Consider the following 21,145-nt stretch of genomic DNA (forward strand, 5'->3'; position numbering starts at 1 on the left):
TATAGAAAATCCGCTTTTCTATACGTTTCGCTCGGGCCAGAGCGCCTGGTTCATGCCCTCCAGCACGGCATCCAGCTGGTCGTCGAGCACTCTATCCAGTTGTCTGGCACCGCCGACAAACGCCGGTATGCGATTGATGGCTTCCCGGTCGAGAATGACTTCGTGCGTCAGTTGCTTCGCCAGCCGCTCCAGCCACTTGCGTTGGCTGGACGTCCAGGCATGTTGCGCGTGAATTGCTTCCATCGCTTTTTGCACCCGCTGTTCGAACGGCACCAGCGCCTCGCCGAGCGCAGCGCGTCGAATGTGGCCGATGATGGTGGCGGCGATATCGCGGTTGGTCTGGTTGCGCACCGCCGTCTGCAGGTGAGCTTCCGAGTAGCCGTTGTTATCCAGCATCAGCCGGATTTGGCGAAGGTCCTCGCGGGTCAGGTCTCGCGGCCGGTTGACCACAGTAGCCAGCGCCGCCGAGTCGTTGAGATTGTCGCGAATGAACGCCTCGAAGCTTTCCAGATAGTCTTCCGGCCGCTTGTGCTCACCGTAGCTCTGGCTGCGCTCGCGAATCTCGTCCTCATGCTCGGAGATCACCGGCATCCGCTCGCTGCCCATCAGCGATGCCACGTCCGCCAACTGATGAATCAAGCCGGCATGCTGCTGGATGAACACGGCGGCCTTGTTCGGGCCGAGTTCGAGCAGATGCTTGTGGAGCGTCTTGGGCGGCACTTCCCAGAGAGTTTCCAACTCATCGAGTTTCTGGCGAAGTGCCGGCTTCTTCTCGGCGGCTTTTTCCGCCTTGCGCAATACGCGCATCAGCTTCTGACTGAGCTGCTTGAGCACGACGTGCGCCTGGCTCTCGTCCGGCTGGTCGCCGGGGCTATTCAGCCCCTGTTCGAGTCGATCCGGGTCGACCAGCTCTTGGGTTAGCTGCTCGAGCGTGACGTTGGGGCTCTTCACCAGCGGCTGCATGGTGCTGACCTCGGCCAGCGCCGCGTAGATATCCACCGGGTCGTAAATGCGAAAAACGGTCTTGCCGATCTCGTCACAGCGGCGCGTGGCGCGGCCAATCATCTGCTCGTAAAGGATTCGGGATTTCACCCGGCGCATGAAGACCAAGTGACAGATCGCCGGCACGTCGATCCCCGTGGTCAGCAGATCGACGGTGATGGCGATATTGGGATAGCGCTCGTTTTTGTACTGGCGAATGAGCTGGTTGGCGCGGTCGCTTTTGCCAGTGATCTTCTCGACGGCCGCTTGGGAATATTCCTCGCCGTATATCGCCTTGAAGGCGGTATCCAATTGGCGTTTGACCTCGTCGGCATGCCGGTCGGACGCGCAGAAAATCAGCGTCTTTTCGTCGCCGAAGGGGTCGAGCTCCTTGGCGAGTTCCTCACAGATGACCCGATTGAAGTCTTCGTTGAGCACGCCACGGTTGAAAGCATCGACCTCGAAACTGAGTTCGTCTTCCAGTTCGGCGGCTTCCATCTCGCCGGTCTGCGTGTTGATGGCGTGGACGGTTTCGCCTTTATCGAACTTGATGCCCTGCTGCGAGAGCTGGGTCTCGTAGCGAATAGGCGGCTCATGATCGATCAGCCAGTCATCGGCGACCGCTTCGCGGTAGGAGTAGGTGTAAACCGGCCTGCCGAAGATTTCGCTGGTATGACGCGCAGGAGTCGCCGTCAGGGCGATCTTCACCGCGTCGAAGTAATCGAGGACGCGGCGATAGCTGGAGAGATACTGGCGCACGTCACGCGTCGCCAACTCACCCTCGGTCATCTCCTGGTCGAGCGTATAGCCGCGGTGCGCTTCGTCGACGATCACGCAGTCGAATTGGTCGACCGGCGGCGGTGAATCACTGTCGAAAACGCGTTTGACCATCGCCTGCACCGTGGCGACCTGCACCCGCGTTTCGGCTTCCGCCGCCATATCGCCCAGCTCGGCCACGTTGTAAATCGTCGATAGCGTCTGATTCTGCTCGAGCCGCGCTTCGTCGAACGCCCCCAGTGCTTGCTCGCCCAGCGCCGTGCGATCCACCAGGAAGAGAATGCGCTTGAAGCGCTCGGCTTTAAGAAAGCGATACATCAGACCGATGATCGTGCGCGTCTTGCCGGTACCGGTCGCCATGGCGAGAAGCGCCTGTCGCACGCCCTGAGAAAGCGCATTTTCCGTCGCGACGATGGCTTGCTGCTGATACTCACGTAGCCCGAGGTAGCCAAAGGGTTCCTGCGCCAGCCGTTGTTCCGCTTGCTCCTTACTGCGTTTGAGCTGATCCAAAAGCCCTTGAGGAGAATGAAACTTTTGCAGGGCGCGCTTGAGATGGCTCGGCTCGCGGACATCGCGAAACCAGGTGCCCGAAAGCTCCGGCTGCTGGGGAACGTAAGGCCGGCCGTTACAGGAATAAACGAACGGCACCTTGTAGTGCCCCTCTTGTTCATCGGCCCAGGCAACCGTGCGCCCAGCCAGCTCCCAGACGCCGATCAGCGGTGACTCGATGACCATGCCTCGGCTGTAGCGCTCTGCCTGTCCAATCTTGCCGGCCACGTTGACGTTCTCTTTCTTGGCTTCCACCACGGCCAGCGGCGTCAACCCGTGGAACAGCACGTAGTCCGCCTTCTCACGCCCGACCGTCGGCCACTCCGCAATCGCGCGATTGATGCCTGGCTCGGGTCGCGCACCCTGCTTGAAACTCAGTACCTGGGTATCGGCTTCCCAGCCTGCCTCGACGAGCTGCCGGTCGATCATCGTGCGCGTCAGCGCCTCATCCCACACGATCCGCTGGTTAGCGCTCTGCATCTTGCGCGTGATCTGTCGGCGCTGCGAGGTCTGCGCCTGTTGATTCTGTTCGGCAAGCTGGCGCTTGAGCGCCTGAATGCTCTGTTCGTACTGTTGCTGCTGATCGAGCAGCGCTTGCTCGTGGGATTTCAACACCTGCGCTTTCTCGCGCGACTCCTCGTCCATGGCACACGCCAGTGCTTCGTACTCGGCGCGCTCTTTTTCGATCAACTCATTGAGCTGCTGGCTGGAATCCAACGCTTCGTTGGCCCGCAGCAGTTCATGTTTGAGCGTTTCGATATCGATCTGGAGCTGGCGCTGTTGCGCGCTGGGATCGGCGAGCGGAACGAAAGGCCCCGGTTTGAAGGCCGCGCCGTTTTGGCTGAAAGCCTGGTGAAACCAGATCGCCAGTTTGCGCGCGATCTGCAGCCCTTCCATGGCCTCGCGGTGCTGGGTGCGGAACTGATGGGTGGCGCGATTGCCCTCGACCCGCAAGACATGAAACATCTCGCGAACGCCTGAATCGAACTGAAGCTCTCGATCGAGACGACGCAAGAGCTCGCTTTGCGCCGTCTGGTCATCGAATTCCACGCCCGACAGTGCCGCGATGTGCTGCGCTATCGCCTCGCCGAACTGACGCAGCTTGATCAGCGTGGTGTTCGGGTCGCTTGAGAACGCGCGCTCCGCCGCTGCCGCAAGCTCGACGAAGAGCGGGTCATGTTCGGCCAGGAAGCCGAAGTTTGGCGACAGTTCAGACAGGCGTGTGGAGGAAGGCGGCGGCATCGGGTCTCCAGGCGCAGGGGTTGGCAGCGGTCAGCGGCGCATTCACTCTGGTATCGGCAGACGAACGCAACGCCATGAATCTGTATGCCGACACTGTATCGCAGCGTAACTCGTGAGCGCATCCGGCTACAGATTTTCTACTCCACTCTCACCATGCTCCCCACGAACGCCAACGCCCTGGGCCGGTGCGACACCAGCAGCGTGGTTTTCCCTTCCATCAGTTTGCCAAGCGCGTCGAGCACGCGGGCTTCGGTGGGTTCGTCGAGCAGGAGGATGCGGGTATCGAGCAGGAAGGCGCGGGCGATGCAGACACGCCAAACCTGGCCGGTGAAAAGGTGGGTGGCGGCTTCAATACCTTTAAGCTCGCCATTGCCGTCCCCGGGATTCCCAAGCAACATCGCAGCACACAACCTCTGTTCCCAAGGTCAAAAACCCTACCACCCTCGACCATTGGCGTAGAACCATCCCTGTTTTGGCCGTAATCGGCTACCCTTGCTCCCCTGGCTTGCCGCCGTGCAGCAATATCTTTCGATCTCCAAGGATGGTTCTCTTGTCGACTTCCGCGATGCCCCGCCGGAGCGTGCTGACTCTCGTCGCGCTGCTGCTGGTAGCGATCAATCTCCGCCCGGCGCTGACCAGCGTCTCGCCGGTGCTCGGCAGCATCGCCGAGGCGTTGGCGCTCTCGCCCAGCTGGCAGGGCATCCTAACCACGCTGCCGGTGCTGTTTCTAGGTCTGGCGGCGCCACTGGCGCCCAAACTGGTGCGTCGCATCGGGCCGGAGCGCAGCGTGTTCGCCGCGCTTGTGGTGCTGGCGGTGGCGCTGCTGGCGCGGCCCTATGTCGTTACAACGGTCGGCACGGCGGGTCTGTTCCTGGGTACGGCTATCGCCGGGAGCTGCATCGGCATCATCGGGGTGTTGTTGCCGGGCATCGTCAAACGGGACTTCCCCCGCCGCGTCAGCATCATGACCGGCCTCTACACCGTTGCGCTCAATCTCGGCGCCTCCGCTGCCGCAGGCACCACGGAGCCGTTGCGTCAGCAGCTCGACGGTATCTGGCAGGGTGCTTCTCAAGGGGTGTCTCACGGCTCCTGGCAGGGCGCGCTGGCGTTCTGGCTGCTGCCGGCGGTGATCGCCGCACTGTTCTGGCTGCCTCAGCTCAAGGGCACCAAACCCGTTCGGGTGCCCGTCCGCCGGGGCGCGCGCCTGCGTCACGATCCGCTGGCGTGGCAGGTATCGCTGTTCATGGGGCTGCAGTCGTCGCTGGCGTACATCGTGTTCGGCTGGCTGCCGACGATCCTGCAGGATCGAGGGCTGACGGCGGTCACCGCAGGGCTGGCGCTATCGGTGTCGATCCTGCTGCAGGTGATCACGGCGATCCTGGCGCCGTGGATCGGCAGCCGCATGCGCGATCAGCGGGCGGTGCTGGTCGGGGTGATGGCGCTCACCCTGATCGGCCTGCTGGGCTGTCTCTATGCGCCGATCGGCAGCGTATGGCTATGGATTGTGATTCTGGGGCTGGGCCAGGGCGGCACCTTCAGCATGGCGTTGACCCTATTGGCGCTGCGCGCGCCGGACGCCATCACCGCGGCCAGCCTCTCGGCGATGGCCCAGGGCATCGGCTATACCCTGGCGGCAATGGGGCCGTTGCTGGTCGGCGTGCTGCACGACTGGAGCGGTGGCTGGAACGTGGTGGGCATTCTGGTGAGCGCGATTGCGCTGGGCGCGCTGGTCATGGCCCTAGGTGCCGGCCGCGATCGCCAGGTGGCCTCGACCCAGGGTGTGGATTGACGACGTGGACTGACGGCGCAAAGCGGACACGCCGACGAACCGGGCCGCCGGAATCGGTTACCCTAGAGACGAGACCCACGACCCAGGAGATTCGCATGCCCGCCAGAGCCATCAGCCTCGAGCAGCAACAGCAGTTGATCGAGATCGTGCGCGACGCCGCCAAGACCGAGATCCTGCCGCGTTTTCGCAACCTCTCCGAAGACGCGATCCGCTCGAAGAGCGCGCCGGACGATCTGGTCACCGATGCCGACCAGGGGGCGGAGCGGATGATGACGGCGGCGATTCGCGAGCTGCTGCCGGAGGCGACAGTGATCGGCGAGGAGGCGGTGGCCGATGGCAGCGCCAATCTCGATGATATCGCCGGCGCCGAGCTCGCACTGATCATCGACCCGGTCGACGGCACCTGGAACTTCGCCCGCGGGCTCAACCAGTTCGGCGTGATCCTGGCCGCCACCAGCTTCGGCGAGACGATCTTCGGGCTGCTCTACGACCCCATGGCGGATGACTGGATCGTCGCGCGCCACGGCGAGGGTGCCTGGTTCGGCCGCCCCGACGGCACCCAGCGCCGGCTGCAGGTCTCGGATACCGACAAGTTCGACGAGATGGTCGGCTCGACCTCGATCCGGCTGTTCCCCAAGCCGCAGCAGTATCAGCTGGCGGCGACCTTCCCCGACTTCCAGCGCATGATGGCGTTCGGTTGCGCCTGCCACGAATATCGCACCATGGCGTTCGGCTTCGTCGACTTCATGCTCACCGGCAAGCTGATGCCGTGGGATCACGCCGCCGGGCTGATGATTCACGCCGAAGCCGGCGGTTATTCGGCACTGCTCGATGGCACGCCCTACCAGCCGACGATTCATCAGGGCACGGTGCTGGCGGCCAGCTCGCGGGCGCGTTGGGAGCAGCTGCGCGAGAAGTTCAGCTTTCTGGGCTAAAAAGTGCCTGCGCGTTTTAACCATCCATGACGACGAAAACCGGCGCCGAGAAGGCGCCGGTTTTCTTGCTTTCATCGAAACGGACCTGTCGTCGACAACGTCTAGCCATCGATAAAGACCCGCGGCCGATCAAAAAATGATCACCTAGGCCGGATCAGGGAATGATCTTCTCGGCGCGCAGACGATCGAACAGGTCGAAGAAGGCTGCTCGCGTTTCACGGAAGTGATCGAAGCCGAAGTCGCGGGACTTGGTGGTGTCGTTGACGCACTCCTGGTCGCGGCCGAGATCGGCATCGGTGTGCCACCAGGAGGCGAGCTTGGCGACGTCCGGCTCGACCAGATCGTGCTTGGCGGCGATCTCGCGCCAGATCGATTCGGCACCGGCCATCTGCTTCTCCAGCGGCTGCATCGTCTCCGGATCGTCCGAGGCTTCGGGCCCCTGACTGTCTAGACCAAAATACTCACCGATCTCGCGCCACATCCGGCGCCAGCGGAACACGTCTCCGTTGACGGTGTTGAAGGCCTGATTGGCCGCGCCCGGCGTGGTCGCCGCCCACGCCATCTGACGTGCCAGCACCAGCGCATCGGTCATGTCGGTCAGCGCGTTCCACTGGGTCTGAGAGCCGGGGAATATGAAGGGTCGTCCGGTCTCGCGGCAGATCGAAGCGTAGACCGCCAGTGTCGTGCCCATGTTCATGGCGTTGCCGCGGGCATAACCGATCACGGTGTGCGGGCGATGCACGTTCCAGGCAAAACCCTGGCGCTCGGCGGCCTCGAACAGCACGTCTTCCAGCGCGTAGTAGAAGTTATCGCCGGGGACGCGCGGCTCGGATTCGCGGAACGGCGTCTCGATCCGCCCGCTGCCGTAGGCCTCGAACGAGCCCAGATACTGCTTGGTGCCAGTGACCAGAGAGGCATGCGCGAGCGGCGCCGCTTCGAGCGCGGCGAACAGGTTGCGCATCATCTGGCTGTTGGCTTCGACGTTGGCCTTCTCGTTGTCGCGGCGAATCCAGGTGCAGTAGAAGACGTGGGTGATCGGCAGGCCGGCCAGCGCCTGCTCGGTGGCGGGCGGGTCCAGCAGGTCGGCGGCGACGGGAATCACGCCGCTCTGCTCGGTGGCACGACGTGACAGGCCGTAGACGGTCCAGCCGCTGGCGACCAGATAAGACGCCAGATTGCCGCCGGTGATGCCGGTCGCGCCGACGACGAGTGCAGTTCCTTTACGCATGGTCGATGACCTCCTTTCGAGTCAGGGCGTCGAGTCAGGAAGATCCGGGGTGCGCCGGATCGATGAACGCAGTCTGATAGCGCCTGTTCGTTGCTACAATCGAAAGCATCACAAATCTTTATTGCATGAGGCGCAACTCGATGACGGACAGGCCAAAAACCCGCCATGCGATGGATCTCAACGCGCTGGACCTCAATGCCCTGCGCGTCTTCGAGCGCGTCGCCGCGACCGGCAGCTTCACCGCCGCCGCCCGGCATTTTCACCGCGCGGTCTCCTCGGTCTCACGTCAGATTCGCGGGCTGGAAGAGGCGCTCGGCCAGCCGTTGCTCTACCGGCACACCCGCGCCGTCGCGCTCACCGACGCGGGCTGGCGCTACTACGAGGAGATCCGTGAGATTCTGGAACGGCTCGATCTCGCCACGGAGGCGCTGGCCTACCCCGACGCCGAGCCCAGCGGCGTGCTGCGCATCAATGCCCCCGTCGCCTTCGGCCAGCGCCAGATCGTGCCGCTGCTGCATGCTTTTCAGCGCCAACATTCAGGCATCACCGCCGAACTGCAGCTGAGCGACCAGGTCGTCGACCCGGTGCGAGAGGGTCAGGACATCACCTTTCGGGTCGGCGATCTGGCCGACTCCTCGCTGGTGGCACGCCGCCTGGCACCGATGAACTACGTGGTGGCCGCCGCACCGAGCTATGTCGAAGCGCACGGTGAACCCCGGACCCCCGAGGCGCTGGCCGATCACAACTGCCTGCTCTACCAGGGCGAGATGGGCCGCCAGCGCTGGTATTTCCAGGCGCCGGACCAGAGCGGCTCGACCCCGTTCGAGGTCAGCGGCAATCTCTACAGCAACGATGCCGAGAGCCTGCTGCGCGCCGCCTTGCTGGGGCAGGGGCTGGTGCTGTTTCCCACCTGGCTGATCGGCGATGCGCTTGCGCGCGGGGAGCTGGTGCCGCTGCTGGAGGCGTGGCGTGGCGAGGTGATGCCCGGCCGCCGCGACATTCACGTGCTGACCACCGAGCGCCGCCTGCGAACGCGCAAGGTGCGGGCGTTTCTCGACTATCTACGCGAATCGCTGGCGCCACGGCCGGCATGGGACCGGTGGCGTGAAGGCATAGGCGGCCTCTCGAACGACCATAGACAAAGCTAATTAGCGATTGAATCGTGCGCGATCTATCTTAGCTGCATGACGACACCCGATGACACCGACAACGCCCTGACGCTCGAATCGCAGCTCTGCTTCGCGCTCTATTCGACGCAACTGGCGATGAACAAGCTCTACCGCGGCCTGCTTCGCGAGCTCGAGCTGACCTATCCCCAGTACCTGACCATGCTGGTGCTGTGGCAGCGGGACCGGCAGACGGTATCGGAGATCGGCGAACATCTGTATCTGGATTCGGCCACGCTGACGCCACTGCTGAAGCGCCTGGCAGCGGCCGGTCTGGTCACGCGCCAGCGCTCGCGACAGGACGAACGCCAGGTGGAGATCGCCTTGACCGAAAAGGGCCGTGCGCTCCGGGAGCGGGCCAAGTCGGTCCCGCATGCCGCCGGCTGCGCGGGCCAGTGCACGCCGGAGGAGGCCGCCGAACTGCGCGATGCCCTGCACGAGCTGCGCCAGCGGCTCGACACTCAGTGAAGCGTTTGCACGATTGGCGCAGACCTTTTTTAGCCCAATAGATCGTGTGCGATTCAATCGTTGACGATCTTTAACCCGAAGGAGCAGTTCCATGTCACTCGATAAAGTCCTCTACCGTGCCGAAGCCACCGTCACTGGCGGCCGCGACGGCCGTGCCACCGCCGCCGATGGTGCCATCGACCTCAAGCTGTCGACCCCCAAGGAGCTGGGCGGCGCCGGCGGCGACGGCACCAACCCCGAGCAGCTGTTCGCCGCTGGCTACTCCGCCTGCTTCATCGGCGCGCTCAAGCTGGTCGCCTCGAAAGAGAAGGCCAAGCTGCCCGAAGACACCCGGATCCAGGGTGAAGTCGGCATCGGCCCCAAGGGTGACGGCTTCGGCATCGAAGCCACGCTGACGGTGAAGCTGCCGGGCATGGAACGCGAGCAGGCCGAAGCGCTGGTGGAGAAGGCCCATCAGGTCTGCCCCTACTCCAACGCCACCCGCGGCAATATCGACGTGACGCTCAACGTCGAGGTCTGAGCCGGTGTCGGCAGCGCCGACGCTCGCCTAATACGGGTGCTCCCATCCCTGCGCCCCGCCCCCTTGGCAAAGGGGGCGGGGCGTCGTGCTTTGGTCGTAGCGACCCCTACCGCCACTTTTTAGCAATCTATAAAAACTTCTAAAATCAAATTCTTACAGGATCATGCAAAAACGCGATGCGGACATAGCAACAACGCAATAGTCTCGCGCCGTCGCCGCTGACTACCGTGTCGACTCCAACAACCAAGGGATTCGATCATGGTCGCGTTTCTCATCGCCATGGCGGTAACGGCTTTTGCCGGCACGCTGGTCATCAAGAAATACCAACCGCAGACCGTGCTGCTGCTGGCCGGTCTGGCCCTGTTCGTCGCCACGGCGCTGTTCTTCCCCGCCCAGTCGATCCTGTTCAAGGAGACCCAGACCAGCGGCTGGGCCGGCTTCGATATCTTCGAGTTCATCCACCAGATCATGTCCTACCGCCTGGCCGGGCTGGGGCTGATCATCATGGCCGCTGGCGGCTTCGCCAAGTACATGGACCATATCGGCGCCACCCAGGCGATGGTCAATATCGGCACCCGGCCGCTGGCCCGGATGCGTGCGCCCTACCTGGTGCTGGCGCTCGGCTATGCGGTGGGCCAGGTGCTCAATATCTTCATCCCCAGCGCGGCGGGGCTGGCCATGCTGCTGCTGGTCACGCTCTACCCGACGCTGGTACGCCTCGGCGTCAGCAAGGCTTCTGCCGCGGCGATGATCGGCATGACCTCGGTGCTCGACCTGGGGCCGGCGTCCGGCACCGCCAACCTGGCGGCGCATACCGCCAACATGGATGTGGCGATCTACTTCGCCCAGTACCAGATTCCGGCGTCGCTGTTCATCGTGCCGGTGATCTGCGTGCTGACCTATTTCAGCGCCAAGTATTTCGATCGCCGCAGCGGCCACGTGGTCGACCCCGATCCGACCGCCCATGCCATCGCCGATGGCGAGACGGAGGCCCAGCGCGTGCCCGGCTTCTACGCGCTGCTGCCGATCCTGCCGCTGACGCTGATCCTGGTCTTCAGCAAGCTGTTGATCCATCAGATCGAGATCGGCGTGGTGACGGCGATGATCATCGGTGCGGTGCTGGGCCTGTTCTGCGAGATGGTGCGCAAGCGTCGCGAGCTTCAGGCGGTGTTCAAGGGCTTCATGACCTTCTTCCAGGGAATGGGCCAGATGTTCTCCTCGATCATCTCGCTGATCATCTGTGCCGAGTTCTTCGCCGCCGGGCTCACCGCCATCGGCGCCATCGACTTCATGATCGGCGCCGCCCAAGGTGCGGGTTTCGGCCTGTTCGGCATGACCCTGGTCACCTGTCTGCTGGTGGCGGTGACCGCGATTCTCACCGGCTCCGGCAACGCGGCATTTTTCTCCTTCGCCGGCCTGGCCCCCAACGTCGCTGCCGCCACGGCCGCTGGCCCGGTGGCCCTGCTGCTGCCGCTGCAGTTCACCGCCGGGATCGCGCGCTCATTGTCGCCGGTCTCGGGGGTGATCATCGCGGTCAGCGAGGCCGCCGGCTGCTCGCCCATCGATATCGTCAAGCGCACCGCGATTCCGCTGATCGGCGGCCTGGTGGTGCTGTTCGTCTATACCGCGCTGTTCGTCGGCGTCAATTGATCCCCGATCGCCCAGGAACCGGACCAAGGAACCCCACATGAAGACCGACCCGCTTCCCGAGTCGACCGACCCTATCTTCTCGCGTGACGCCACCTGGCAGGCATGGCTGGAGGTCGAGCGTGCGCTGGCCCTGACCCAGGCCGAGCGGGGCATGATCCCTGCCGCCGCCGCCGCCGAGATCGCGCGCTGCGCGACCCTCGACCAGCTCGACCGCGAGGCGCTGGCGGCGGATATCGAACGCACCCTGTCGCCGGTGATGTCGCTGGTGCGGGCGCTGGCCGCGCGCTGCAACGGCGATGCCGGCGGCTATGTCCACCTCGGTGCCACCACCCAGAACATCATCCTCACCGGCAAGATGCTGCAGCTCGCACGCTCGCATCGCTGGCTCAAGGCGCAGCTCGCGGCCCAGCTCGAGTGTCTGGCGGATCTCGCCGAGCGCGGCGCCGAGTGGCCCTGCGTCTCTCGCACCAATCGCCGCCACGCCCTGCCGATCACCTTCGGCTACAAGGTCGCCGGCTGGATCGAGGAGCTGGAGCGCAACGTCGAGCGGCTGGAGTCGGTCGAGTTCCGCGCCTTCGTGCTCACCTTCGGCGGCGCCAGCGGCGCCATGCACAGCTACGGCGACGAGGGGCAGGCACTGGCCCATGCGCTGGCCGCCCGGCTCGGCCTCGGCGTGTCGCGGGTCCACTCCCGCGCCGCCGTCGACGGCCTGGTCGAGTACATCACCACGCTGGGGCTCTACGCCGCCGGCTGCGAGCGCCTGGGCCAGGAGCTCTACACGCTGATGGCCAACGAGTTCGAGGAGGTCAGCGAGAACCAGGGCGAGGAGGTGGTCGGCAGCAGCACCATGCCGCACAAGTTCAACCCCAAGTATGCCGTCAACCTGCTGGCCGAGGCCGGCGAGCTGCGCAGTCTGGTGGCACCGGCGCTGGAGACCGCGCGCCCCTCCCACGAGGGCGATGCGTCGTGCAACTTCCGCCTCTACAAACTGCTCGACCAGGCCGGTGCGCTCGCCTATCGCGTTGCCGCCACCCAGCGCACGCTGCTGACCCGACTGGTCCCCCACCCCGAGCGGATGCGCGAGATCCTGATGGCGAACGCCACACCGCTGATGTCCGAACACATCATGCTCGAACTGAGCGACGAGGTCGGCCGCCAGCGCGCCCATGACCTCGTCCATGACGCCATCGTCGCCAGTCGCGACGGGGCTCGCACCTTTGCCGAGGCGCTGTTCGAGGACGACACCGTGCGCCGCCACTATGGCGACCGGGACGCGCTCGAACGTGCGCTCAGCCCCGAGCACTACACCGGCCAGAGCCGCCAGATCGCGCTGACGATGGCCGCCTCCGCCCGCGACCTCGCCGCACGCCTGGCTCGGGAACTCACGGAAATACCCACGTCGGCGCGCTGACAGCCCGGAATGAGAACCACCCCACCGATGCGCCAAGCGCATCGGTGGCACAACGCCGCATCGACAAGAACGCATCGACAAGAAAAAGAGGAAGGATCATGCCAACAACACCAAGACGCTATCTCGGCCTCCTGCTCGCGCTGGGCGGCCTCGCCCTGTCGCCGCTGGCACAGTCACAGACGCCCCAGACCGCCCCACCCCTGGCCACGGGCAGCCATGAATCGACCTTCACCCTGCCGCAGAGCCAGCGCCAGATCGAGGTGGCCAGCTACGTGCCCAAGGGGGCCGATGCCAAGACACCGATCGTGTTCGTGCTGACCGGCCTCAAGCGCAACGCCGAGGATTATCGCGACGCCTGGATCAAGGCCGCCGACGAATACGGCTTCACCATCGTGGTGCCACGTTTCTCCAAGCAGGACTATCCCGGCGTCGCCGGCTACAACCTGGGCAATCTGGTCGCGAAAGATGGCCAGCCCAACCCGCCCGAGGCGTGGTCCTACACCGTCATCGACGATCTCTTCAGCGATCTCGAGCAGTCCGGCCAGACCGAGCGCCAGCGCTACTACCTGTTCGGCCACAGCGCCGGCTGTCAGTTCGTCCACCGCATGCTGACCTTCGTGCCACAGTCGCGAATCCAGGCGGCGATCTGCTCGGCGGCGGGCTGGTGGACGCTGCCCGATACCGACAACGAGTGGCCCTACGGACTCAAGGATACGCCGGTCGCAGTCGATCGTGATGCCCAGCGCCAGCTTGCCGGCCTCAACCTGCTGGTGACGGTCGGCGCCGAGGACACCGATCCCTGGCACAAGTATCTGCGCCGAAGCTATCAGGCGATGGCCCAGGGCAACAACCGGGTCGAGCGAGCCTGGGTCTACTACAAAACCGCCGAGCAGAAGGCCAACCGCTACGGCTTCGACTTCCACTGGGCGTTCCAGACCGTGCCCGGTGTCGGCCACGACAACGCCGGCATCGCGCCCTTCGCCGCCAAGCAGTTCGCCGCCTTCGAGCGCGATGGCACCTTCGATGTCGTGACCCCGGAGACCGCGCCGGAGAGCACGCCTGACTAGGCTTTCGTCTTTCCGATACTCGCCTTTCGCCCTTTCGATCACTACCCCTCGTCCGCTCAGCGGGCGAGGCAGGGAACCTGCGTCCGCTCGAGGGCCAGCGTCGAGCCTCGAGCGGCCGCGCCAGCAGCTCCCGACCATTTCCAGAAGCTCCCCACAACATGAAAAACGACAGGAGTTCACCATGATCACGCCATGCCACCGCCACATGTCCCGGCGATCCCGATTCGCACACGCACGCTCGCCTCTGTCGATAAAGACGCCTTTATCGATAACGACTTTCGCGGGCGCCGGCACTGTGGCATTGACCCTGGCCCTCGCCACCCCGGCCCAGGCCGATTTCCTGGCGGACAGCACCGCCTCGCTGGAACTCAAGAACTACTTCATCACCCGCGACTACCTCGAGGGCAACCGGGACAACAACAAGCGCGAGGAGTGGGCCCAGGGCTTTCTGTTCCGGGCCGACTCCGGCTTCACCGAGGGCCCGATCGGGTTCGGCGTCGACACCATCAGCATGCTGGGCGTGAAGCTCGACTCGAGCCCGTCCCGTTCCGGCACCGGCCTGCTGAAGATCGATGACGATGGGCGTGCCGAGGACGACTACACCAAGTTCGGCGCCACCGCCAAGATCCGCGCCGGTGAGAGCATCTTGCGCTACGGCTATCTCGAGCCGAGCCTGCCGTCGCTGCGGCCCAATGCCAGCCGGCTGTTCACGCAGTCGTTCCTCGGCACCCAGATCACCTCCACCGACATCGAGGGCCTGGAGCTGACGGCAGGCCAGCTCAACCGCACCCGCCAGCGCGACGAGACAGAGCACGAGCCGATGGCGCTGAATCGCAAGAGCGGCGCCTACGGCAGGGCCACCAGTAACCGCTTCCAGTTCGTCGGCGGGGAGTACCATCTCGGCAAGCGCGCCCGCCTCGGCTATCACTATGCGCAGCTGGAGGATATCTACCGCCAGCACTATGTGGGGCTGAGCGACGGCATCGATCTCGGCTCGGGGCGGCTGGGCGCCGATATACGCTATTTCGACGCCAGCGAGCAGGGCGCCGCCGAGGCCGGCGAGGTGGACAACCGCGCCGTCAGCACGCGGCTGCGCTATCGGCTGGGCGCCCATACCTTTAGTGGCGGCTACCAGTCCCAGTTCGGCGATACCCCCTTCACCTACCTGAGCGGTACCAACGTCTACCTGTTCTCCCAGTACCAGATCAGCAACTTCACCGAGACCGGCGAGCGGGTCTGGCACGCCCGCTACGACTACGACTTCAGCGATCTCGGCCTGCCTGGGCTGACCTTCATGCTCCGGTATGCGACCGGCGACCAGGCCAGCGTCCGCGGCTTCGACGGCGAGGCGCGGGAGTGGGAGCGGGATGTCGATATCGAGTACATCGTCCAGGGGGGCATGTTCGAGGGGCTGTCGCTGCGCTGGCGCAACGCCTCACGCCGCGCCAACTTCACCCGCGACGCCAACGAAAACCGCATCCTGCTCGGCTATACCCTGAAGCTCTGACGCGGCCGACCCCGTCACCGCCAGGCAGCCCTTTCCGACTCAGGGGAGCAGGGTGACACCGTCACGGAACGCGCGGTCCTGCCGGCCGCGCGCCTCGAGCGTCTCGCGCAAGGTTTCGATGAAGCGCCGTGCGATGGGGCGCTGCCCCGCCGGCGGCAAAATGCAGGCATAGGTCAGCTCGGTGGCAGGCGTGATCGGCCGCATCACCGTGCCGGCCATCCCTGCTCCCGATCCGACAGCGGCACCGCAACAGGCCAGATCGAGCAGCCCCAGCCCGAAGCCGGCCTCGACGAAGCGCGGTACCAGCTGCGTCGAACCGACTTCCAGCGCGATCCGGGGCTTGCGCCCGACTCCGTCGAACAGCCGCTCCAGTCGCTGACGCCAGATCTGTTGCGGCTTGAGGGTGACGAAAGGTGACTCCAGCAGCGCCTCGACCGGCACCTGCTCGAGGGTTGCCAGCGGATGGTCGGCCGGCATCAGCACCTGGGTGGTCGCCTGCAGCAGAGGCTCCACCGCCAGCTCGACGATGGTGTTCTCCACCGGCAGCGACAGCAGGCCGACGTTGTAGCGCCGCGACCCGACCTGGCGCTCGACATCGAACCGGCTGCCGATATCGATCTTGCAGTTGAGCTCGCGGCAGCGCTCGCGCAGGTCGGCGATCGCCGCCGGCAGCAGTGTGGCGCCGATGGGGGCGGAGGTGATGATGCGCAACGCCTCGACCGTCTGCTGGCGGATCTCGCCGGCGATGGTGGGAATCTCCTCGACCCCGTTGAGGATATGCTCGGCCTCGCGGTAGAAGCGTTCCCCTTCCTGGGTCAGCAGCAGCTTCTGGTGGGTACGCTCGAACAGCGTCAGCTTGAGTTCCGCCTCCAGCGAGGCGATCAACCGACTGGCGGCGGGCTGGCTCAGGTTGGCCGCCTGCGCCGCCGCCGACAGCGAGCCGTGCAGCACGGTCAATCGGAACAGTCGGAGCGCCTTGAGGTTCATGGGAAGTCGACTTTGCCAGGCTATCGGATCGACGAGCCTACCAGAAGCCCAGAGAGAGACACTGCCGCTTTGGTCAAAGCCGGTGACGACGCATCGGGCGGCCAGAACGGAGCGGCAGCCGTGATCAATGGTTCAGAATGATCGCCGTGATCACGCCGGTGGCGACCGCGGCAAGTACGTAATCGCCGTCGATGTTCAACCAGCGATGCCCGCGTGGCGGTTCCCGCAAATGCCGTGCATGCCAGTCGCGCACCCAGTAGCGGTCGTCGTGGTAGTAGCGATCGGCGATCCGCCCGCCGGGGTGCCACGCCCGCAGCGCCCGGTGGCGCTCCCGGTCGTGGTGATGATGGTCGTGGTGATGATGGTGGTGAGCCGGCCCGTGGTGGCGGTCATGCTGGCGCGCGTGGCCCGGCGGCCCTCCAGGGCCGTGGCCGGGGCCGCCCCCCGGGTGGGCCTGGGCAATGCCGGCGGTACTCAGCGCGGCGATCAGGACACCGGCAGTGACGATACGGTGTTTCATGGGACTCTCCTCTCATGGCCGTCGATGGCGAGATTTTTCCAGCATGAAAGGCCAATAAGAAAACAGTGTTCACGAATTGTGCATTCTGCCTGACTGCCCCGGCGACGCGGGTGTCATGCAGGAGAGTCCAACCGCGAACGGCGGCGAATCTCACTTAGCATGCTAATATCGCAGATATCCTCACCCTTCACCCGGACTTGCCGCCCGTGTCAGCGACCACCTCCCCCTCCGCAGCGCCCACGCCCTGGCCCACCATCGTTCTGCTGGCGATGACCGCCTTCTGCGCCTCCGCCACCCAGCGAATCCTCGATCCGATGCTGCCGCGCCTCGCCGAGGTCTACACCACCACCCTGAGCGCTGCCTCCTGGGCCATCACCGCCTTCGCCATCGTCTACGGCTGCCTGCAGCTGGTGCTGGGCCCCAGCGGTGATCGCTACGGCAAGCTGCGCGTGATCTCGCTGTTCTCGCTGCTCGCCGCCGTGGCCAGCCTGCTCTGTGCGCTGTCGGGGACGCTGGCGACACTGATCGCGGCGCGCATGCTGGCGGGGGTGGGGTGTGCGGCGGTCATCCCGCTGGCGATGGCGTGGATCGGCGACAACGTTCCCTACGAGCAGCGCCAGGCGGTTCTGGCGCGCTTTCTGATCGGCCAGATCTGCGGGCTTGCCTGCGGCCAGACGTTCGGCGGGCTGGCCGCGGAGCAGGATTGGTGGCAGTGGCCGTTTCTGGTCTACACCTTGCTGTTCGCCGCCGCCAGCGGGCTGCTGTGGTACCGCGCCGGGCGTCACGAACGACCCCAGGGGCGCAAGCCGGAGTCGCTCGGCGTGAGCCTGCGCTATGTACTGCAGAAGTCCTGGCCGAGGGTGGTGCTGGTCGCGGTGTTCTGCGAAGGCGCCGCGGTATTCTGCGGTTTCGCCTTCGTCGCCAGTCACCTTCATGTCGTCGGAGGGCTGCCGCTGACCGAGGCCGGGCTGATCCTGGCGGTGTTCGCCCTCGGAGGCTTGAGTTTCGCCCTGCTGGCGCGGCGGCTGGTGCCGAAACTCGGCGAGAGCGGACTGTGCCAGCTGGGCTGCGTGCTGATCGCGATCGCGCTGGCTGCCATCTGCCTGAAACCGGAACCCGGCGTCGGCGTCATCGGCTGCTACCTGTTCGGGCTGGGCTTCTACATGCTCCACAACACGCTGCAGACCACTGCCACCCAGATGGCGCCGGAGCGGCGTGGCGCGGCGGTATCGCTGTTCGCCACCGCCTTCTTCACCGGACAGTCGCTGGGCACCGCCGTCGGCGGCGGGATCATCGCGCTGTCCGGCACCACGCCGACCCTGGCGCTCGCCGCCGTCGCCGTGCTGCCGGTCGGCTTCGGCTTCGCCTGGCAGATCCGTCGACGCGACCGGGCGCTGGTGCCAACCTGACCTTCGCGCTGCCCACCGGTTATTGCCCCGGGCCGCAGTGCGATAAGCTGCTGGACTCGATGCCACCATCCGCCGGCCCGGAGACCGACTTCATGACCATCGCCACGCCGCACCAGGTTCTCGACTTCTGGTTCGAGACGCTGACCCCCAAGGAGTGGTTCCGCAAGGACGCCGATCTCGACCGCACCATCGCCGAGCGCTTCGGTGACACCCTGGCCGCCGCCGCGCATTGCGAATGCTGGCCGTGGCGCGAGACGCCGGCCGGCCGACTGGCGGAGATCATCGTGCTGGACCAGTTCTCGCGCAACGTTCATCGCGACACCCCGGGCGCCTTCGCCCAGGACCCGCTGGCCCTGGCGCTGGCCCAGGAGCTGATTGCCCGCGGGGAGGATGCCGAGCTGCCCGTCGCGCAGCGCATCTTCGCCTACATGCCGTTCATGCACAGCGAGTCGCTGGCGATCCATGCCCGTGCGGTCGCGCTGTTCGACGTTCCCGGCATGGAGACGCAGCTCGACTACGAGCACCGTCACCGCGAGATCATCGAGCGCTTCGGCCGTTATCCGCATCGCAATGCCATTCTGGGGCGGGAGTCGACGCCAGAGGAGGTCGCGTTCCTGCGCCAGCCGGGGTCGGCCTTCTAGCAGAAAATAAGCAGGCGAACTTTCTTTTCGGACTGCAAACGGGCGATCATGCGGCCCTGACATTCATCCGGAGCCAATCCATGACGCCGACCATCGACCTGTTGCGCAGCCATCGCTCGATTCGCGCCTTCACCGACCAACCGATCAGCGATGACCAGCGTGAAGCGATCCTCGCCGCCGCGCAATCCGCCTCGACCTCCAGCTTCCTGCAGTGCTCCTCGATCGTCCGCGTCACCGACACCCGCCTGCGTGACCAGCTCGTCGAACTCACTGGCGGCCAGCCATGGGTCGCGCAGGCGGCGGAGTTCTGGGTGTTCTGCGCCGATTTCAACCGCCACCGGCAGGTCTGTCCGGAAGCGCAGCTGGGGCGCGCCGAGCAACTGCTGGTGGGCTGCGTGGATACGGCGCTGATGGCGCAGAACGCCATGGTGGCAGCGGAGTCGCTGGGGCTGGGCGGCGTCTTCATCGGCGGGCTGCGCGACAACATCGCCAGCGTGACCGAGCTGCTGGAACTGCCGAAGTTCGTGCTGCCGCTGTTCGGCTTCTGTATCGGCTGGCCGAAGGCCGAACCCGACCTCAAACCGCGCCTGCCCCAGGCGATGCTGGTCCACGAGAACCGCTACCGGAAGATCGACCCGGCCGTGCTGGCCGATTACGACGATCAGATCACGCGCTACTATCAGCAGCGCGACAGCCAGCAGCGCACCGAGACCTGGAGCGCGATGATCCAGCGGATGATCATCAAGGAGACCCGGCCGTTCATTCTGGACTACCTGCACAGTCAAGGCTGGGCGACGCACTAATCCCGGGCAGACCTCACGTCACGATGAACCCCACGCAGGCTGCCGTGGCGAGCCCCATCGCGCCATTGAAGATGCGCCAGGCGCGCGGCGTCTTGAGCAGCCGGCCGAGCGCCATGCCGAACCCGGCCCAGCACGAGATACAGAAGAAGCCGACGACCTCCATGAACGCCGACAGCACCAGCGCATTGGCGAGAAGCGGGCCGTCGGCGGGCATGAAGCCGGCGATCAGCGCGATCCCCATGACCCAGGCCTTGGGATTGACGAACTGGAACACGGCCGCCTGCCAGGCCGTCAGCGGCTTGGCACCCTCCCTGGCAGCCAGGTTCGGCGGTGGTGCCTTGGCAATCTTCCACGCCAGATAGAGCAGATAAACGGCGCCGACGATCCTGAGCCCTTGCTGGATCACCGGAAAACGCTCGAACAGCACGCCGAGCCCCAGCGCCACCGCCATGAACAGCACGAAGCAGCCGGCCATGATGCCGAAGATGTGCGGCAGCGTGCGGCGATAGCCGTAGAGCGCGCCGGAGGCCGTCAGCATCACGTTGTTGGGGCCAGGCGTACCGGTCATCGAGATCGAAAACAGCGCCACCGAGAACCACCAGGTCAGTGACATCACCGGCTCCCCCCTGCGGCAGTGCGTGGCGCCGGAATCGCCGGCTCGGCCCAGGTCAGGGTGAAGCGGCGGTTGCGCGCACCGCGATTCTTGATGCTGGCGACCTGGATCGGACCGATCTCCGAGGTCGAGGCGACGTGGGTGCCGCCACAGGGTTGGTAGTCGACGTCGCCGATGCGCACCATGCGGATGGCTCCCGCATCGCGGGGCGGCGCCACCGACATCGTTTTCACCAGTTCGGGATGGGCGTCGAGCTCCGCCTCGCTGATCCACTCGCTGGTGACAGGATAGTCGGCAGCGATCAGGGCGTTGAGCCGCTCGCTCAGCTCGTCCTTGTCGAAGCTGGCCTCGCCCAGGTCGAAGTCGAGCCGGCCACGCTCGGCACCGATGCTGCCGCCGGTGACCCCGTGGGGAACGATGACGGAGAGCAGATGCAGCGCGGTGTGCATGCGCATGTGGGCATAGCGCCGCTCCCAGTCGATCTGCTGGGTGACGCTCTGCCCCGCCTCCAGCCCGTGGGCCGGATCGAGCAGATGATGGACCTGCCCGTTGTCGCCCTTGCGCGTGTCGAGCACCTTCAGCGTGCGGCCGTCGGCGGTGATGAACACGCCCTGGTCCCCCGGCTGGCCGCCGCCATGGGGGTAGAACAGTGTGGCATCCGTAATGACCATGCTATTCGCTACCACACCACCCTCGCCAATGGCCCCTGTCGTTGCCAACACGGTCGCCAGGCTCTCGCGGGCGTAAGGGAGTTCGCGAAACGTCAGTGCGGTAGACATCGGACACCTCTCGAGGAAGTCGTTCCTCAGAAATTGAATGGGTACAATTTGTTGACTTTGCGGCCAAAAGACCGAACAATTCGAGCATAAACCGCCTAATTTC

19 protein-coding genes are annotated in these 21,145 nt (G+C 65.2%); 12 read left to right on the top strand and 7 right to left on the bottom strand.

From position 1 onward, the window contains the following. Positions 1-18 precede the first annotated feature (18 nt). On the bottom strand, positions 19-3,549 hold the full coding sequence (gene hsdR / locus DOM56_RS02040) for a type I restriction-modification system endonuclease (RefSeq protein ID WP_110707262.1): 3,531 nt from the start codon (positions 3,547-3,549) through the stop codon (positions 19-21). 137 nt (positions 3,550-3,686) lie between these two features. Continuing rightward, positions 3,687-3,947, bottom strand: coding sequence for an ATP-binding cassette domain-containing protein (locus DOM56_RS02045; RefSeq protein ID WP_110707263.1), 261 nt, complete (start codon positions 3,945-3,947; stop codon positions 3,687-3,689). Positions 3,948-4,090: 143 nt separating this feature from the next. Between DOM56_RS02045 and DOM56_RS02050 the strand changes: the two genes are divergently transcribed. Continuing rightward, positions 4,091-5,338 carry an MFS transporter gene (locus tag DOM56_RS02050; protein WP_110707264.1) on the top strand — a complete coding sequence of 416 codons (1,248 nt, stop codon included), beginning with the start codon at positions 4,091-4,093 and terminating at the stop codon, positions 5,336-5,338. 95 nt (positions 5,339-5,433) lie between these two features. Beyond that, on the top strand, positions 5,434-6,273 hold the full coding sequence (locus tag DOM56_RS02055) for an inositol monophosphatase (RefSeq protein ID WP_110707265.1): 840 nt from the start codon (positions 5,434-5,436) through the stop codon (positions 6,271-6,273). Between the two features lie 154 nt (positions 6,274-6,427). Here the strand turns inward: DOM56_RS02055 and DOM56_RS02060 are convergent, their stop codons facing one another. Next, a complete protein-coding gene (locus tag DOM56_RS02060) occupies positions 6,428-7,501 on the bottom strand; it encodes an SDR family oxidoreductase (RefSeq protein ID WP_110707266.1) in 1,074 nt (357 codons plus the stop codon). 185 nt (positions 7,502-7,686) lie between these two features. Between DOM56_RS02060 and DOM56_RS02065 the strand changes: the two genes are divergently transcribed. The 7 genes from DOM56_RS02065 (at position 7,687) to DOM56_RS02095 (ending at position 15,290) form a co-directional block, all read left to right on the top strand. Continuing rightward, positions 7,687-8,649 carry a LysR family transcriptional regulator gene (locus DOM56_RS02065; protein ID WP_110707576.1) on the top strand — a complete coding sequence of 321 codons (963 nt, stop codon included), beginning with the start codon at positions 7,687-7,689 and terminating at the stop codon, positions 8,647-8,649. Between the two features lie 36 nt (positions 8,650-8,685). After that, complete coding sequence (locus tag DOM56_RS02070) at positions 8,686-9,135, top strand: MarR family transcriptional regulator (protein WP_110707267.1); 450 nt, start codon at positions 8,686-8,688, stop codon at positions 9,133-9,135. A gap of 91 nt (positions 9,136-9,226) precedes the next feature. Then, positions 9,227-9,655, top strand: a complete 429-nt coding sequence (locus tag DOM56_RS02075; protein WP_110601867.1) for an organic hydroperoxide resistance protein — start codon at positions 9,227-9,229, stop codon at positions 9,653-9,655. A gap of 258 nt (positions 9,656-9,913) precedes the next feature. Beyond that, complete coding sequence (gene dcuC, locus DOM56_RS02080; protein WP_110707268.1) at positions 9,914-11,305, top strand: C4-dicarboxylate transporter DcuC; 1,392 nt, start codon at positions 9,914-9,916, stop codon at positions 11,303-11,305. Positions 11,306-11,342: 37 nt separating this feature from the next. After that, positions 11,343-12,716, top strand: a complete 1,374-nt coding sequence (locus DOM56_RS02085; RefSeq protein WP_110707269.1) for a lyase family protein — start codon at positions 11,343-11,345, stop codon at positions 12,714-12,716. A gap of 98 nt (positions 12,717-12,814) precedes the next feature. After that, on the top strand, positions 12,815-13,783 hold the full coding sequence (locus DOM56_RS02090) for an alpha/beta hydrolase-fold protein (protein WP_110707270.1): 969 nt from the start codon (positions 12,815-12,817) through the stop codon (positions 13,781-13,783). Between the two features lie 295 nt (positions 13,784-14,078). After that, positions 14,079-15,290, top strand: coding sequence for an OprD family porin (locus DOM56_RS02095; protein ID WP_198655641.1), 1,212 nt, complete (start codon positions 14,079-14,081; stop codon positions 15,288-15,290). Positions 15,291-15,329: 39 nt separating this feature from the next. On the opposite strand, the gene DOM56_RS02100 is transcribed toward DOM56_RS02095, so the two are convergent. Together DOM56_RS02100 and DOM56_RS19820 are read right to left on the bottom strand one after the other, a co-directional pair. Next, positions 15,330-16,277, bottom strand: a complete 948-nt coding sequence (locus tag DOM56_RS02100) for a LysR family transcriptional regulator (protein ID WP_110707271.1) — start codon at positions 16,275-16,277, stop codon at positions 15,330-15,332. A 124-nt stretch (positions 16,278-16,401) separates the two neighbouring features. Beyond that, positions 16,402-16,797, bottom strand: a complete 396-nt coding sequence (locus DOM56_RS19820) for an RcnB family protein (RefSeq protein ID WP_198655642.1) — start codon at positions 16,795-16,797, stop codon at positions 16,402-16,404. 206 nt (positions 16,798-17,003) lie between these two features. Here DOM56_RS19820 and DOM56_RS02110 point away from each other — a divergent pair, with 206 nt between their 5' ends. The 3 genes from DOM56_RS02110 (at position 17,004) to nfsA (ending at position 19,650) form a co-directional block, all read left to right on the top strand. After that, the gene (locus DOM56_RS02110; RefSeq protein ID WP_157958138.1) at positions 17,004-18,206 is read left to right on the top strand and encodes an MFS transporter; all 1,203 of its coding nucleotides are present in this window, start codon (positions 17,004-17,006) and stop codon (positions 18,204-18,206) included. A gap of 59 nt (positions 18,207-18,265) precedes the next feature. Beyond that, positions 18,266-18,847: a DUF924 family protein gene (locus tag DOM56_RS02115; RefSeq protein ID WP_232822136.1), complete on the top strand. Its 582-nt coding sequence runs from the start codon at positions 18,266-18,268 to the stop codon at positions 18,845-18,847. 80 nt (positions 18,848-18,927) lie between these two features. Beyond that, complete coding sequence (gene nfsA / locus DOM56_RS02120) at positions 18,928-19,650, top strand: oxygen-insensitive NADPH nitroreductase (RefSeq protein WP_110707274.1); 723 nt, start codon at positions 18,928-18,930, stop codon at positions 19,648-19,650. A 13-nt stretch (positions 19,651-19,663) separates the two neighbouring features. On the opposite strand, the gene DOM56_RS02125 is transcribed toward nfsA, so the two are convergent. Both DOM56_RS02125 and DOM56_RS02130 read right to left on the bottom strand, forming a co-directional pair. Continuing rightward, a complete protein-coding gene (locus tag DOM56_RS02125; RefSeq protein WP_110707275.1) occupies positions 19,664-20,263 on the bottom strand; it encodes a LysE family translocator in 600 nt (199 codons plus the stop codon). After that, complete coding sequence (locus tag DOM56_RS02130; RefSeq protein WP_110707276.1) at positions 20,263-21,042, bottom strand: alanyl-tRNA editing protein; 780 nt, start codon at positions 21,040-21,042, stop codon at positions 20,263-20,265. Before DOM56_RS02130 ends, DOM56_RS02125 begins: the two co-directional genes overlap by 1 nt. Positions 21,043-21,145 lie beyond the last annotated feature (103 nt).

The sequence above is a fragment of the Salinicola sp. CR57 genome (assembly GCF_003206585.1).
GTDB lineage: Bacteria > Pseudomonadota > Gammaproteobacteria > Pseudomonadales > Halomonadaceae > Salinicola > Salinicola lusitanus.